Below are 16,925 nucleotides of genomic sequence, written 5' to 3' on the forward strand. Positions count from 1 at the left end.
CAAATTCTATTAAAATGAGTTTAAAATTCATTTATAACAGAATTTGCTTTATACTATCTTACTTTCTTTCTATTTACTAACACAGCTGCTACTAAACTAATTATTATTAACCCAAGTCCTAATATAAATATACTTCTTTCAGATAGGAATGAACCTGTCTTAGGAATCTCTTTTATATTTTCTTGTTTATTATCATTATTACCTTTTGGATTGTTATTGTTATTACTATTATTGTTATTGCCATTACTAATTTCTGTTTTATCTTCTGATTTATTTTCCTTAGTATTTTTAGCAACAAACTCTAATAACTTATTATTCTCAGCTATATCAAATTTAACTGGTGTTGAATCTAATACATATCCTTCTGGAGCTTTTACTTCTTCGTAAGTATAATTTCCATATGGTAAGTTATTAAACTCTACTATACCTTCTTTGTTTGTTGTTCCTGTCTGAACTACTTTTCCATCTAAATTCTTAACAACAAACTCTGCTCCTTCTAGTGGATTATTATTTTGTGAATCAATCTTTGTTATCTTAACTCCACCTTGTATCAGATTGTTCTTAGCTGTGAATTCTAATACTTTGTTATTTTCACTTATATCAAATTTCACTGATGTTGAATCTAATACATATCCTTCTGGAGCCTTTACTTCTTCGTAAGTATAACTTCCGTATGGTAAGTTATTAAACTCTACTATACCCTCTTTATTTGTTGTTCCTGTTTGAACTACTTTTCCATCAGAGTTCTTAACAACAAACTCTGCTCCCTCTAGTGGATTGTTATTTTGTGAATCAACCTTTGTTATCTTAACTCCACCGTGTATCATGTTGTTCTTAGCTGTGAATTCTAATACTTTGTTATTTTCACTTATATCAAATTTCATTGCTGTTGAATCTAATACATATCCTTCTGGTGCTTTTGTTTCTTCGTAAGTATAATTTCCATATGGTAAGTTATTGAACTCTACTATACCATCTTTATTTGTTGTTCCTGTTTGAACTACTTTTCCATCTGAGCTCTTAACAACGAACTCCGCTCCTTCTAATGGATTGTTATTTTGTGAGTCGATCTTAGTTATCTTAACTCCGCCTTGTATCATGTCGTTCTTAGCTATAAACTCTAGAGTCTTACCATGCTCTTCTACATTAAATTGTACTGGCTCTGAATTAAGTACATATCCCTTTGGTGCTTCAACTTCTTGGAATGTATATTGTCCATATCCTAATCCTAAAACTGTCGCAACACCTTGTTCATCAGTAACTACAGTTTGTACTACTTTGCCATTTGAATCTTTTATTTCAAACTTAGCTCCTGGTAAAGTGTTTCCTGTCTCTGAATCTACTTTTGTTATTTGTAAGTTTCCTTCTATTGGGTCATTTTTAGCTGAGAATTCTAATACTTTGTTATTTTCACTTATATCAAATTTCACTGATGTTGAATCTAACACATGTCCTTCTGGAGCTTTTACTTCTTCGTAAGTATAAATTCCGTATTGTAAATTATTAAACTCTACTATACCATCTTTATTTGTTGTCCCAGTTTGAACTACTTCTCCATCTGAGTTTTTAACAACAAACTCTGCTCCCTCTAGTGGATTATTATTTTGTGAGTCAATCTTTGTTATCTTAATTCCACCACTTATTTTTTTGTTTGTTACTTGTATATTTATTGGAGTACTATAACCTGACTTAACCGTAAACTCTTTTTCAATATTAGAGTTTACATATCCTGTTGGAGCCTCTATTTCTATTAATTTATATGTTCCTGGTGGTAATTTTAATGAAGCCACTCCATTTTCATTTGTGACTAAAATACCTTCAACATTGTTATTTAAAATATTTACTATTTTAAATTTAGCTCCACTTAACTTTATATTAATATTAGCTAAATCAATCTTTGTTATATTAACTTCACATTGATCTTTTTTATTATAGAAAGTTAAATCTATTTGGGTAGTCTGTCCTAGTTTAATTTCAAATTCTTGTTCTTCCCCAGAAAGTAAATATCCTGTTGGTGCTTTTATCTCAACTGCTTTATATTTTCCTGGTGCAAGATCAAGCCATGCTCTTCCACTATCATCTGTAGTAACCGTATCAACTATCTTATTGTTACTTAAATCAACTATATTGAAAGTTGCTCCTTTTAGTAACTTAAGCTTATCATCTAAGTCAGACTTTTTTATAGCAACATGAGTTTTAATTATATTATTCTTAGCTGTAAATTCTAATACTTTATTATTTTCATTTATATCAAATTTCACAGCTGTTGAATCTAACACATATCCTTCTGGTGCTTTTGTTTCCTCGTAAGTATAACTTCCATATGGTAGGTTATTAAACTCTACTATACCATCCTTATTTGTTGTCCCAGTTTGAACTACTTCTCCATCTGAGTTTTTAACAACAAACTCTGCTCCTTCTAATAGATTGTTATTTTGTGAATCAATCTTTGTTATCTTAATTCCACCTTGTACTATTTTGTTATTAGCTGTGAATTCTAATACCTTGTTATTTTCATTTATATTAAACTTTACTGCTGTTGAATCTAATACGTATCCTTCTGGCGCTTTTGTTTCTTCATAAGTATAACTTCCATATGGTAATTTATTAAATTCTACTATACCATCTTTATTTGTTGTTCCTGTTTGAACCACTTTTCCATCTGAGTCCTTAACAGTAAACTCTGCGCCCTCTAGTAGTTTATTATTTTGTGAGTCAACCTTTGTTATCTTAACTCCACCTTTTATAATGTTATTCTTAGCTGTAAACTCTAAAGTTTTTCCATGCTCTGTTACATTAAATTGCACTGGATTTGAATTAAGTATATATCCCTTTGGAGCCTCAATTTCTTGGAACGTATATTGTCCATATCCTAATCCTGAAATTGTCGCAACCCCTTGCTCATCAGTAACTACAGTTTGTACTACTTTGCCATTCGAATCTTTTATTTCAAACTTAGCTCCTGGTAAAGTATTTCCTGTCTCTGAATCTACTTTTGTTATTTGTAAGTTTCCTTGTATCGGATCATTTTTAGCCATAAACTCTAATATTTTATTATTTTCATTTATATCAAATTTCACCGATGTTGAATCTAACACATATCCTTCTGGTGCTTTAAGTTCTTCGTAAGTATAACTTCCATATGGTAAGTTATTAAACTCTACTATTCCATCTTTATTAGTTGACTCAGTTTGAACTACTTTTCCATCTGAGTTCTTAACAATAAACTCTGCTCCCTCTAATAGATTATTATTTTGAGAATCAACTTTTGTTATTTTAACTCCACCGTGTATCATATTATTCTTAGCAGTAAATTCTAATATTTTATTATTCTCAACTATATCAAACTTCACTGGTGTTGAATCTAATATATATCCTTCTGGAGCTTTTGTTTCTTTATAAGTGTAGCTTCCATATGGTAAATCATTAAACTCTACTATACCATCTTTATTTGTTGTTCCTGTTGAAACTACTTTTTCCTCTGAATTCTTAACAGTAAATTCTGCTCCTTCTAGTGGATTGTTGTTTTGTGAATCAACCTTTGTTATTTTAATTCCACCTTTAATCATAGAGTTATTTATATTACCTAAATCTAAAATAGTTCCTATATCAGTATCTAAAACTTCAAATTTTATTTCATTTGGATTTAAGTTATATCCCTTTGGAGCAACAATCTCTTTTAAATAATATGTACCAACATCATCAATATCATGAGTAATTTTCCCCTCTGAATCACTTGTTAAAATAATAGGACTTCCATCTTCATTAGTTAATTCCTTTTTATTGCTATCTAAAAGTTTAAATTTAGCACCTTCTAATGCTTTTCCAGTATTCTCATCTATTTTTTTAGCTTCAAAAGCAAATCCTTTTTTAGTTTCTACTTCATTACTAGGAGTTCCATTTATAGTTGCCACATTTTTCACTGTATTTCCATCAGGAACATTACTAAAGTCTGCTTTTATGTTTACTTTAAGATTTTCTCCGTACTCTACATCTTTTATATCATTAGTAACAGTTACTTTGTTATTTTCTATCTTATAACTAAAATGTTCTGGTGCCTCTACTCCTATAATTTTAACCCTTGGATCTAAACTATCTACTACATTTAAATATCCCTTATCAAAGAAACCATAACAATCAAAGTTAATAGTATAGTTAACTATGTTGTTATCTCCCTTTTTAATGGTTTCTTTATCTACTGTCTTTTGTGCATTTATTGCACCTGCATTTGTTTTATATTGAACAGTCTTGTCTATTGAAGCTGATGTATTATTGTAAGTTAATTTAGCACTATTATCATAAGTTTTATTAGGCTCAACAACCTTTAATGTATAATACAAATAATAATACTTATCTGTATTCCCAAAATTTATTGTCATAGTATTGTCTTTTACTGATACTAATCCCTCTTGGTTTAACCATTTAAAAGTTCCATCAGCAGACTTTTCACCTACAGATATACTACCGTCAACTAGTGTCATACCTTCTGGAAATTTATCTATAAACACTGCATTATTAAGTTGTTTGTTATTAGGGTTAATATCTAAAGCATATCTAACTTCTCTACCCATGCTAGTATACTCTATATCTGTTTGTGTAGTAGGATCAAGACTACGTTTTGTTAACATTGTTGAATCTTCTTTTGGTTTAACTATTGTACTACTTTCTAAAGAACCAACTGTTACTGTATTCTTGTAAGAAGGCATATCTTTAGTTATTTGCGTAGAATACTCAACTCTATATGCTGAATATGTATTTCCAAAATCTATTACAAGCGAATTTTGATAAGCCCATATTTTACCTTGAAATTTGCTTGTTACCTCTCTTTCAGCTTGGCCATATGGTGTTTCATATATTTTTACTGAATCAGTTTTCAATACCATTCCATCAGGCATATTATCTCTTAATACAGCATTATTCATTACTTTATATTTCCCATTAAAATAAATACTATAGTTTACTATTTTATTGACTACTGGCTTATTTATATTATTAACTAAAATACCATTCTCATAACCATCATAGCCACTAGCATTAGTTACACGCTTTAATAAATCCTCTTGCCCAGCTGGATCCGGTTTTGATGGATTATCTCCTGGAGTAACTTCTACATCTACATACTTAGTAGTTCCATTAAATTCAACTGTAACTCTTTCATTTGTAGGTTTTTCTATATTTTTAGGAGTTGCAAGAATATCTAAATAACCACCTATACCAGTACTTGACCCTTCACTAAATGTTAATATAACCTGAGTTTGTCCATTTACTTTTTTTGTTTCTACACTTGAAAAATGCTCTGGTGGATATTCAGGTATTATATTGGTAAAACACTCTGGCAAAGTAAATATAATTTTGTCACCAGGGTTAATTTTCCCTCCATTAACCACCTTATACTCTAACTTGAATTCCACCTGTTCTCCATCCTTTACAGTGCTTTTGTTGGATGTAATATTCATATCTACCCCTGGCGTGGCAGCTAATGCAGCCATGGCAGGAGATAAAATATTCATAAACATTGTTATGAACACAGTCATAGCCGTTATAAATATTTTCCTTTTCCTTTCTCTCACCCTAAATCGACTCCTTTGTAATTTTTTTAGATTAAAATAAAAAAACCGACTAACTTTATAAAAAAATTTATAAAGAATAGTCGGTTGCATCACTAACTCAATATATCCCAGATGCCCAAATACAGGATATATGTCATCATTACTATCTATACGTTAATTCAGTTATTTTTAATTCCCTTTAACTTTTAGAACTTATTAAAATTAAGTTTCAAATTAAAACTTATCTATAAACCTATTGTATAATATATCATGCATTTTGTTTTGTCAATTTAAATTTTAACATTTATTTTAAATTATTAATTTTCAACAGTAACAAATAATAGGTATTATATAGTATAACCTATCAATTTCTATGCTATTAATAAAAAAAGATTTTTTATTAATTTTAATGTTTTATTTCATAAAATTATCAATAATTTCAAATAAAAAAAGAGTGCTCCAGAAAAAAAATTGTATTGGTTAAATATAATACTTTTTTAACTTAGTGTAAAAATTTGTATCTAGGTATGATAAAATCTAAAATATACGATAAAATATAAGTTCGAAACTCTTATATTAAGGAGAGCAAAACATGGATAACAAAATATTTTTTCATATTTTTAATGATGATAAAAACAAGTTTGAAACAAGAAAAACAATAAAATTTTCTATTCTTATAGTTTTTTCTATGTTCTTTATATTTTTACTTGATTTAATATATAAAATTTTTAATGAACCTATTACTACAGTAACTCCTACTGCTACTATGCCAACTTTTTCTTTGCATTTAACTCTAATTTTAGGTGCTATGGCTTACATAAGTTCACTTATATATTATTCAAGTACGAAAAAAGATGATTTTTTTATAATTTCTCTAATATATATGAATTTATCTGTAGAACTTTTAATTACTAAAGGACACAATTTAATAATATTTGATAAATTCATCTTTATACATTCATTGTTTAGAATTTTTATATTATTTTATGTTGCTTTTAATAAACATGGTATTCCAAAGATTATTACCAAACATAAAATTATTACTTCTATCTCTGTGTTTATATTTTCAACTATAATACCAATGGTTAACTATAAAATTTTTTCTAACAATCCATTTATCAAAGATGTATATTTCTATATTATTTTCATGACAATAATAGTTATTTTATATTTTATAGCATGTATATTTATATCAATAAAAAGCTTAAAAGATGGTGAATTGATTTACTCATTTATAGTTGCTAGTATGCTTTTGATTTCTCTTAGAGGCATATATTGGATCTGTGAGGTTGTATTTCCAAATATAGCTTCATCAAAGTCAAATAATATAGTTCTTCTATTGACTATTTTATCTTTCTTATTAGCTATAAGTGGAGTATTTAATGAAATAACCACAAAAAATAGGAGAAGTTCTTTACTTCAAAAAGAACTACAAGTTTTTTATCACCTTGTAGAGTTTAATACTAGTAGTTCAATAATTTTGTATGATGATACAAAAAAAGTTATATACACTAATAAAGCATTACGTGAGCGATATTGTAAATCAACTAACTTAAAATCTCAACTTAAAGAAATAGAAAGACTATTTGATGATGCTGTATTTGTAGGAAATGATAATGAAAAAACAGCTATTGATTCTCTTTTTAATAAAGGTGATTGGGAAGGCAAACTTATTTTAAAAAACAACAAAATAGTAAGTCTTTATATACAAATACTTAATGTTGAAAATAAAAATTACTATGCCATTAACCTAAAAGATATAACTGACGAATATACATTAACTCAAGATATTCAGAGAAATGAACAGTTATTAAGCTGCATAAACAATAATATTCAAGACTTAATAATAAGCATAGATAATAATGGAATAATTACATATGTCAATGACTCAGTTTTAAATACATTAAACTATACATATGAAGAGATTTCTGGAGTTTCAATTAGAAATCTTTTAGGCAAAAATGATGAAATACTAAATCAATTAAAATTAGGAGAAGACGATAGTATTAAATGTAAACTTGTAGGTAAACATTCCTTTGTTTACGTTGAATCTACAATTCGTAATTTAATTGATAATGACGGTGTTCCTTATGGAAAAGTTATTGTAGCAAAAAACTTAACTTCTAAAAGAAGACTTGAAAACTTAGCTGTTAAATTTAAAGAAGCAAAAGCTTATGAGCAGGTAAAAAATGAGTTTTTCGCGAATATATCTCATGAACTTAGAACTCCACTTAATATCATCTATTCTACAGTACAATTATTAAACTCAAAGCACGAAAAAGAACCTGATGGCTTTAATAATTTCTATGAAAAATATAAGAGAGGATTAAAGATGAACTGCTATAGAATGCTTAGATTAATAAATAATCTTATTGACGTTAGCAAAATTGAAGTTGGCTTTTTAAAAGCTGACTTTACTAACAGAGATATTGTTTTATTAGTTGAAAATATAGTTTCATCAGTTATTCCTCATGCAGATAATAAAAATATAAACATAACTTTCGATACTAATGTTGAAGAAAATATAATTAAATGTGATTCTGTAAAAATAGAAAGATTGATTCTTAATCTACTTTCAAACTCAATAAAATTCACTTCTAGTAATGGTGAAATATTCGTGGATTTAAATGTATCAGAAGATTGGGTTAAAATAAGTGTTAAAGATAATGGAATGGGAATTCCAAAGGAAATGCAAGCATCTATATTTGATCGGTTTGTTCAAGCAGATAAATCTTTAAAACGAAGAAATGAAGGTAGTGGAATAGGTCTTAGTATTGTAAAATCAATTTCTGAACTCCATGATGGTAAGATTGAACTTATCAGTGACGGAGTATCTGGAACAGAGATTATAGTATGGCTTCCAAATAAAAAATTAGATTATACTGAAGAAAGCAATAATCTAATTGATTATATAACAGATGATAAAAATATCGAATTAGAACTTTCTGATATTTATGAAGTACATTAAGGAAAGTATATGAAAATACCTCAAAAAACTTATAAATAGATTTCGAGAATTACTAGATATTCTCTTCATGCTATTTATAAGTTTTATTATTGAGTTATGATACAAACTCTTTTATGCATTACAACTCTCTTTTATTTTAATTGAACTTACCTCATCTCTAGTTAAGGTTTTTAGGTTATTATAATTAATAAGATAAAAATAATTGTACAGTTTTCTAAGTTTATTTAAATATTCATAACTTCTTTCTGGAATATCAAAACTAATCTTTGTTTCTTCTTTTTCCGCTGCATATTCTACTTTAAAATCTTCTACTTGAGGAAATTTTAAAAGTCCTTTAAAAGTTATTTGTCCCCTAACAAATTGATGACCTGAACAAGAGTATAAAGTTTTTATATTCGGCTGAGTATTTAGGAATATTATTAAGTCTTTTAATTCTACATCTATAGCTAATCTACTATCAAATCCACATTTTTTTGTTTCTTCTTCACTTAAAAGAATTGATCCCCTTCTCAACTCTCTCATGTAATAGTTGTATGCTTGTATTAAATCAAAATCTTCTTCAGAAACTTCTGAAATTCTACCTCTAATAAATTCAGGCAAATTACCACGTTCTCTTTCTAGCTTTAGTTCAGTTATAATCTTAAGTGCTTTAAAGATTTCTTCGTTAGAATAATTTTCTAATAATTTCTCCATTTTAACTTCCCCCAATTCAATAACATAACTATATCTATGTAGATTTTTAATTACTTTTGTAAATATTTACCATATAATTAGTATATATGTTTTCCTTATAAAAAGAAAATCGCATTTTAGCCCATTTATTCAAATTAGAAAGATTTAAATCTTATTTTCTTTAATTTTGAATTTAATTGTAAATATTTTACAATTAAAACAAACAAAAAAGTTGCTAATCCTACTAGACTAGCAACTCCTTTATTTATTTAATCTTTTTATATATTATTGGATTAACACATCCAAATGTAACTTTTCCATTTTTCTCGAAAATTTCACTCACATAAAGAGTTCCATCTTCAGTTCTTTCTTTTAATTTAAATGTTGTTTCAGGTGTGAAATGACTTATGCTTTCACCTTCAAAACCATTATCTTTAAATGTATATGTCATAGGAGTAAATTTCTCTGAAATCTGTAGTTCATTATAATCCATCACTAAAGACTCATTATCATTTCTAAAATCTTCTTTAGATATTCCTTTTGGTAAATCATAAGAAGTTAAAACAACATTTCCCTCTTTATCCTCTGTAAATAAAAATAAGTGTGGCAATATATTTTTAAAATTACCTTGCTCATAATAGCTTTCTTCAATAACAAAGAAACCATGGAATCCCTTTGGAAGATTCTTTATTTTACCGTTACAAATTCCTGTTATATGCTTTGCCTTAGGATGAGTAACCTTTCCCTCTTCTAATTCTTTGTTTATTTGCTCAGCATTATTAAATTCACCACATAAATAACTTAAAAATAATTCTAAATTTTTCATAAGAACTCCTTCTTTCAGATTTATATTTTATCTTATTTATCTATTTAATTATTAAAACAAATAAATATATATATTACATTAATTATTAAGTGAAAGCTACATTACATGACCAAAACGTTTTATTAATATTAAAATTATTCCAAAGAATATTAAGAAAACCCCTGATACTTTATTTAATTTAGCATCATTAACCTTATTAGCAAATTTAGCTGCTAATCTTGAAGATATCAGAGCAAATATTCCACAAATAATAAGTCCTGATACATCAGTTCCTCCATGAACTATATGTGTGACAGCTCCTGTCAATGCAGTAAATGCCATTATAAAGACGCTTGTACCAACTGCTGTTTTTAAATCATAACCCAAAATACTTGTTAGAACAAGAAGTAACATTACTCCTCCACCTGCTCCTATGGCTCCACATATTATACCTACAAGGCCTCCCCATAGTATTGATAAAACTATTTGCTTCTTCTTACTTCTATGCTCAATCTTTGAATCATCCTTAGCCTTAATAGGTTTAAATATCAATTTTAATCCTAATAAAATTGTTGCATATACTGATATACCTCCTAAAATATCATTAGGTATATACTTACCAAAATAGCTGGCAATATAGGTGAATAACATTGTTGATGCCATCATTATTATACCATTTTTTATATCTATATTTTTATTTTTATAATAAGTATAAGCAGAAACACTAGCTGATATAACATCAGCGGCTAAAGCAATTCCTATAGCTTTATAAGCGTTAACACCTAAAATTACTACTAAAATAGGAGTTACTATAGATGCTGCTGATAGCCCAACGAGTCCGATACCTATACCTGCCAATATCCCTGCAATTATAAATACTATTATATTGACCATTAATACCCTCTCCTCTTCACAAAAACTATGGGAATTATATAAAACTTAACTTAATTAGAGTCTTATATAATCCCCACTACAATTATTTTATAGATGTTACATCGTATCCCATATCTTCTATTGCATCTTTTATCTCTTGGTCAGAAGCATCACCTTCAACAGTCGCTTTACCTACCTCTACATCAATTTTAGTTAACCCTTTTACATCTTCAAGTGCTGATTTAACGTGATTAACACAGTTTTGACATGACATTCCTTCAATTGTTATTATTTTACTCATTACCGTCACACTCCTAAAAATATATATTTTTATCACACTATAAATAATTAATAGTGTGATAATATTTCTAAGTTAATTATATTTAGGTTTAAAAGTTTTTAATCTTAGGGCATTTAATAATACTGATACAGAACTAAAGCTCATTGCTAATGCTGCAAGCATTGGGTTTAGTAGTGGACCACCAAATAAATGTAATCCTCCCATTGCTATTGGAATACCAATACCATTATAAATTAAAGCCCAGAATAAATTTTCTTTAATATTAATCATTGTTTTTTTACTTAATTGAATAGCTCCAACAACATCTAATATATCACTTCTCATAAGTACTATATCTGCTGATTCCATAGCTATATCAGTACCTGATCCTATTGCCATTCCTATATCAGCACAAGCAAGAGCTGGAGCATCATTTATTCCATCTCCGACCATTAATACTTTTTTACCTTCATTTTGAAGTTCTTTTACTTTTTCAGCTTTCTGATGTGGTAATACATCTGCCACAATTCTATCTATTCCAATATCTTTTGCTATAGCCTTTGCTGTTTTTTCATTATCACCAGTAACCATAACAACTTCTATTTCCATTTTATGAAGCTCTTTAATAGCCTTCTTGCTTGTTGGTTTTACAGTGTCTGCAACAGCTACTATTCCCTCTAAAATTCCATCTATAACTATAAACATTGGTGTTTTACCTTGTTCTGCTAATGATTGTGCTTTTTCTACTAAATTTCCAAATGCTATTTTCTTATCTTCTAAAAGAGCTTTATTTCCTAATAAAATATCTTTTTCTCCTACTTTAACTTCAATTCCTTTACCAGGAATAGCTAAGAAATCTTTAACTTCGAAAAGTTCTAACCATTTTTCTTCTGCAGCTTTTACTATTGCCTCACCTAAAGGATGTTCAGAGGCTTTTTCAGCTGACGCAGCTAAAGCCAAAATTTCATCCTTTGAATAATGATTAGATAAAACATCTGTAACTATAGGTTTTCCCTCTGTTAAAGTCCCTGTCTTATCAAAAATTACTGTATTTATACTAGCAGTGCCTTCTAACGCTTCACCACTTTTTATTAATACTCCATTTTCTGCACCTTTTCCAGTACCAACCATAATAGCAGTTGGAGTTGCTAGTCCTAATGCACAAGGACAAGCTATTACTAATACAGAAATAAATATTGTTAATGAAAATTCTAATCCTTCTCCACCTAAAAAGTGCCATGATAAAGCTGATAAAATTGCTAAAACTATTACTACTGGAACAAAGTATCCTGCTATTACATCGGCAGTTCTCGCAATAGGCGCCTTTGATCCTTGAGCATCTTTAACAAGTTTAACTATTTGAGAAATTACTGTGTCTTTTCCAACTTTAGTAGCTTTATAAATTATTCTACCGTTCTTATTTATACTAGCTCCATATACTGTATCCCCTGCTTTTTTCTCAACTGGAATACTTTCACCAGTTAACATACTTTCATCAACTGAGGTATATCCTTCTACAACCTCTCCATCAACCGGAAGTTTTTCACCTGGTTTTACAACTATTAAATCTCCAACCCTAACATCATCTATAGATACAACTTTTTCTTCTCCATTAACTATTATTGTTGCAGTTTTAGGAGCTAAACCCATAAGTTTTTTTATTGCATCTGATGTTTTTCCTTTAGTTATAGCCTCCAAGTATTTCCCAAGCATAACCAAAGTTATTATTGTAGCTGCTGACTCAAAATATAATTCATGGACATAATGAACTTGTCCTATTTCTATCTTATAAATAGCAAATATTCCATATAAATAAGCCGCACTAGCTCCAATGGCTATTAATGTATCCATATTAGGACTTCCTATAAAAAGACTTCTAAATCCAACAATAAAGAATTGCTTTCCACAAATAAATACTGCTGTTGTTAAAACTAATAAAATAAGAGCATAGCTCATTGGGCTAATATTAGGATCCATCCATGAAGGTAACTTCATTCCCATCATACTTCCCATTGCAATTATAAATACTGGTATTGTAAAGATAGCTGACCATATTAATTTACGCTTCATAGAACTTAATTCAGTATTTTTTGCATTTTCATGTTCGTCATTAACATTTGTTTCTGGATCTACAAGTTTATATCCTAACTTTTCAACCTTTGCTTTAATTTCTCTTGTTCCAACCTTGTCGGAATCATAATTAAAAGTAACTGTTTCGGCTGCAAAATTTACACTTACATTCTCTACACCATCCATTCTATTTAGTGCCTTTTCAATGGCTGCTGCACAGGATGCACATGTCATTCCTTCAACTTTATAAGTCAATTGTTTTTCATCGTCTTTAAGCTTATATCCCAGCTTATTAACTTTATTATTGATATCCTCAAAAGAAACCTTGTCTTTGTCAAACTCAACATTTAAAGTTTCTGTAGCAAAATTTACATTTGCATTTTCAACCCCATCAAGTCTACTTACACCTTTTTCGATGGCCGCTGCACAGGATGCACATGTCATTCCTTCAACTTTAAATATTTCTTTCTTAGTATTATCTTCTACAGAATAACCTAATTTTTCGACTTTTTGTCTTATTTGTTCTAAGTTAACCTTATTATTATCATAGATTACTTTTAATTCCTCTGTGGCATAATTAACATTAGAACTTTCGACTCCATCCATTTTACCTACAGCTTTTTCAATAGCTGCTGCACAGGATGCACAGGTCATTCCTTTTACCTTGAGTATTCGTTCCATACTTCTGCCTCCTTGGTTACTATTAATTTTTTTGTAAAATTAATAAAATAGCAGGTTAATCTTCATCCCATCCTAAGTTTGCTTTAAGCTACTCAAAACACAATATTTTGAACCTCTCAAAACAACAGATCCAAATAACTTTATATTTTCTATAAAATTAAATGCATCATTAGAATTCCGTTTATATTTTATTTTTCTATTAACATAACAGGTTTAATCCATAACTTATTCTAAATTTGCTTTAAGCTGCTCAAAATATAATATTTTGAACCTCCAAAAACAATAGATTTAAATAACTTTATATTTTCTATAAACTTGTTTAAACCATTAGAATTTATGTACTTAATTTATTACTTAAATAATAGATTAACTATTTAAATTTATTCTAAATTCGCTTTAAGCTACTCAAAATACAAATTTTGAACCTCCAAAAACAACAGATTTAAATAATTTTATATTTCTATAGAATTATTTAAATCATTAGAATTTATACAATTACTTTATTACTTAAATAATAAATCACCTATTTAAATTTATTATTTATTCTAGATTCACTTTAAGCTGCTCAAAATACAAATTTTGAACCTCCAAAAACAACAGATTTAAATAATTTTATATTTTATATAGAATTAAATAAATCATTAGAATTTATGTACTTACTTTATTAATTATTTCAATTTACTGTTTATTCCAAATTCGCTTTAAGCTGCTCAAACCATATGTTTTGAACCTCCAAAAACAACAGATCCAAATAATTTTATATTTTATATAAAATTAAATACATCATTAGAATATTATTAAATTTATTTATCTATTAGCTTATTTAATACACTTAATATTTCTTCTATCTTTTCTTCTTTAGATTCATTATTTTCAAAAGCACCTTTAACACAGTTATGCATATGTTGCTGTAATATTAGTTTATTGGCTTTTTTTAATAATGCTTGAGAAGCCATTATTTGATTAGAAATATCAATACAGTACCTCTCATCCTCAATCATTTTAATTATTCCTTCTACCTGTCCCTTTGCAGTTTTTAAACATTGTAATGCTTTCTTCTTTTCTGTATTCATTTGCATCACTCCCTATATATTTCACATATGACACCCCCTCTGGGTGACTGTAATTATATAATACTCCTCCCATTTTCTTCTGTCAATATATTTTTGAACATTTTGTTAACTATATTAACATTTAATTAATATGCATACTTCTATTATAACCTCTAAAGTATGTTAAAATTGTCTTATAACCTAATAAGGAGATAATTTAAACTTATGACTAAATTGTTAATAATTCCATTCACTTTAATTATATTATTCTTATTAATATTTGCTTTTAATAAAAATTATAAATATAAAAATCTTCTACTTTTATTTGGAATAATCATTATTTTTTCTCTCTCAATAGTGCTTATAAAACACCCATTTTCTCAATCAAACATTTTAAAAAGAGAAGAATCAAGTAATAATTTAAACTCAGATCTACCTTTAGATAATAAGGGAAATTTAGATAACTCCCTTAATAATAAAAATATTGGAGATAACGATAAAATTAGAATAATAATTTCTGATACCGTAAAAAAAGAATTCGGAGAAAATTTTAAATATACAAAAGATTTAATTGAAAATGGTACAAATTCCTACACTATTTCTCTTTTATTTGATGATACTAATTATAATAAAGAGCAATGTATTAATTTTATAAAGACTTTGAGTAGTAATCTAAAAAGCTTTGTTAGTATAAACAGAATAGAAGTTTTCTTTACTAATAATTTAAAAATAAAATATTCCTTAAGTATAGATAATTTTAATAAAGAACAAGAAAATATAAAAATAAAAGAAGATTCATTTTAATTGAATCTTCTTTTTTTAAGCTATATTCTAGTTGAATATTGATTTTTAAATAATCACTAAGATATTATTACATTCCTATCTAAAAAACATGCGTAATCAAAAAAACATCTATTTTTATACTCTTTAAATATTATTAATAGACTAAGCTTCCTGTTTTTATATATCTGTTCTTTTCTATATTGTTATTTGCTAAAACTGTTGTATTAGCTTCAATATAAGCACACTCATTAATATTAACATTACTATCAATATTACTGTTCAAAGCTATAAAAGAATAATCTCCTATTTTCACATTATTTCCTAAAGAACACTTTTGTTTTAAAATAACATGTTTTCCAATATTCAAATTTCCAATACTAATCAAACCTGGATATATAACAGATCCTTCCCCTATATTGCTTTCATTAATATATTTAGTATCAGGGTGAATAATAGTAGCAAACTTTATCTTATTATTTAATTTCTTTTCAATCTCTTTTTTTAGTTCACAGTTATCTACTGCTATAATTGTGAATAACTCATTCTTACTCTCTAATCTTTTTAAAAAATAAAATTTATCTCTTTTTCTATTTTCAAAATAATCACACATCGAATCTAAAGAACCTAAAACATTATAACCATCAATAATTTCTTTTTCCTCATCATTTTTAAGACTTATAAAGCCTAATATATTCCATGTATCCCTATTTAAATTTATGCATTCAATTATTTTAACAATTTCTGTCCCTATATTTTCAGTCCCAATTATAACGATATCCTTCATTTAAACACCCCATCAATCATTTAGAATATTTCTATCATATTAAAACTATTTTATTGAACAACTTTTAATATTAATTTATTTATTAAAGAGTATTAAAAGTAATATTTATTTATTCATAACTAAAATTATTTTACAATTTATGTATATTAATTATATATTTGTCCATAATTAAAATATCCACGATTAATAAGTAGAAAATTTCTTAGTTTTGTAGTAATTAATGATACTTCCCCCATAATATCTTTAATCACTTCCCCTTTTGTTTGTACAAACTAAGAATCTACTTATTGTGGATTTTCTAATTAATAAGGACTATTTAGAAGATTTATTTACATAATAAACTTTCTAAATAGTCCTTTTATAGTTCAATAATATATAATTTTCAAAATAAAAAAAGCTTAGTGAAAA

10 protein-coding genes and 1 riboswitch are annotated in these 16,925 nt (G+C 27.5%); of the genes, 2 read left to right on the forward strand and 8 right to left on the reverse strand.

Annotated elements, in window-relative coordinates; all coding sequences use genetic code 11:
• Positions 1 to 53: 53 nt before the first annotated feature.
• On the reverse strand, positions 54 to 5,570 hold the full coding sequence (locus OIF33_RS16520; RefSeq protein WP_322505336.1) for a SpaA isopeptide-forming pilin-related protein: 5,517 nt from the start codon (positions 5,568 to 5,570) through the stop codon (positions 54 to 56).
• 69 nt (positions 5,571 to 5,639) lie between these two features.
• Positions 5,640 to 5,722, reverse strand: a riboswitch (cyclic di-GMP riboswitch).
• A 419-nt stretch (positions 5,723 to 6,141) separates the two neighbouring features.
• On the opposite strand from OIF33_RS16520, the gene OIF33_RS16525 reads away from it, so the two are divergent.
• The gene (locus tag OIF33_RS16525) at positions 6,142 to 8,517 is read left to right on the forward strand and encodes a PAS domain-containing sensor histidine kinase (RefSeq protein ID WP_322505337.1); all 2,376 of its coding nucleotides are present in this window, start codon (positions 6,142 to 6,144) and stop codon (positions 8,515 to 8,517) included.
• A 111-nt stretch (positions 8,518 to 8,628) separates the two neighbouring features.
• Here the strand turns inward: OIF33_RS16525 and OIF33_RS16530 are convergent, their stop codons facing one another.
• The 6 genes from OIF33_RS16530 to OIF33_RS16555 all read right to left on the reverse strand — a co-directional run bounded on the left by OIF33_RS16530 (position 8,629) and on the right by OIF33_RS16555 (position 14,971).
• Complete coding sequence (locus tag OIF33_RS16530) at positions 8,629 to 9,210, reverse strand: hypothetical protein (RefSeq protein ID WP_322505338.1); 582 nt, start codon at positions 9,208 to 9,210, stop codon at positions 8,629 to 8,631.
• Between the two features lie 244 nt (positions 9,211 to 9,454).
• Positions 9,455 to 10,015: a hypothetical protein gene (locus OIF33_RS16535; protein WP_322505339.1), complete on the reverse strand. Its 561-nt coding sequence runs from the start codon at positions 10,013 to 10,015 to the stop codon at positions 9,455 to 9,457.
• Positions 10,016 to 10,111: 96 nt separating this feature from the next.
• Positions 10,112 to 10,888, reverse strand: coding sequence for a sulfite exporter TauE/SafE family protein (locus OIF33_RS16540; RefSeq protein ID WP_322505340.1), 777 nt, complete (start codon positions 10,886 to 10,888; stop codon positions 10,112 to 10,114).
• Positions 10,889 to 10,970: 82 nt separating this feature from the next.
• Positions 10,971 to 11,168, reverse strand: coding sequence for a heavy metal-associated domain-containing protein (locus OIF33_RS16545; RefSeq protein ID WP_322505341.1), 198 nt, complete (start codon positions 11,166 to 11,168; stop codon positions 10,971 to 10,973).
• Positions 11,169 to 11,240: 72 nt separating this feature from the next.
• Entirely contained in the window at positions 11,241 to 13,898 is a 2,658-nt protein-coding gene (locus OIF33_RS16550; protein WP_322505342.1) for a heavy metal translocating P-type ATPase, read from the reverse strand.
• An 803-nt stretch (positions 13,899 to 14,701) separates the two neighbouring features.
• A complete protein-coding gene (locus OIF33_RS16555) occupies positions 14,702 to 14,971 on the reverse strand; it encodes a metal-sensing transcriptional repressor (RefSeq protein WP_322505343.1) in 270 nt (89 codons plus the stop codon).
• Positions 14,972 to 15,175: 204 nt separating this feature from the next.
• On the opposite strand from OIF33_RS16555, the gene OIF33_RS16560 reads away from it, so the two are divergent.
• Positions 15,176 to 15,754: a hypothetical protein gene (locus OIF33_RS16560; protein WP_322505344.1), complete on the forward strand. Its 579-nt coding sequence runs from the start codon at positions 15,176 to 15,178 to the stop codon at positions 15,752 to 15,754.
• A gap of 133 nt (positions 15,755 to 15,887) precedes the next feature.
• Here OIF33_RS16560 and OIF33_RS16565 read toward each other — a convergent pair whose 3' ends face one another.
• On the reverse strand, positions 15,888 to 16,517 hold the full coding sequence (locus OIF33_RS16565) for an acetyltransferase (RefSeq protein ID WP_322505345.1): 630 nt from the start codon (positions 16,515 to 16,517) through the stop codon (positions 15,888 to 15,890).
• Positions 16,518 to 16,925: the final 408 nt, after the last annotated feature.

Origin of the sequence: Clostridium sp. LIBA-8841, assembly GCF_034439435.1 — a bacterium.
Classification (GTDB): domain Bacteria; phylum Bacillota; class Clostridia; order Clostridiales; family Clostridiaceae; genus Sarcina.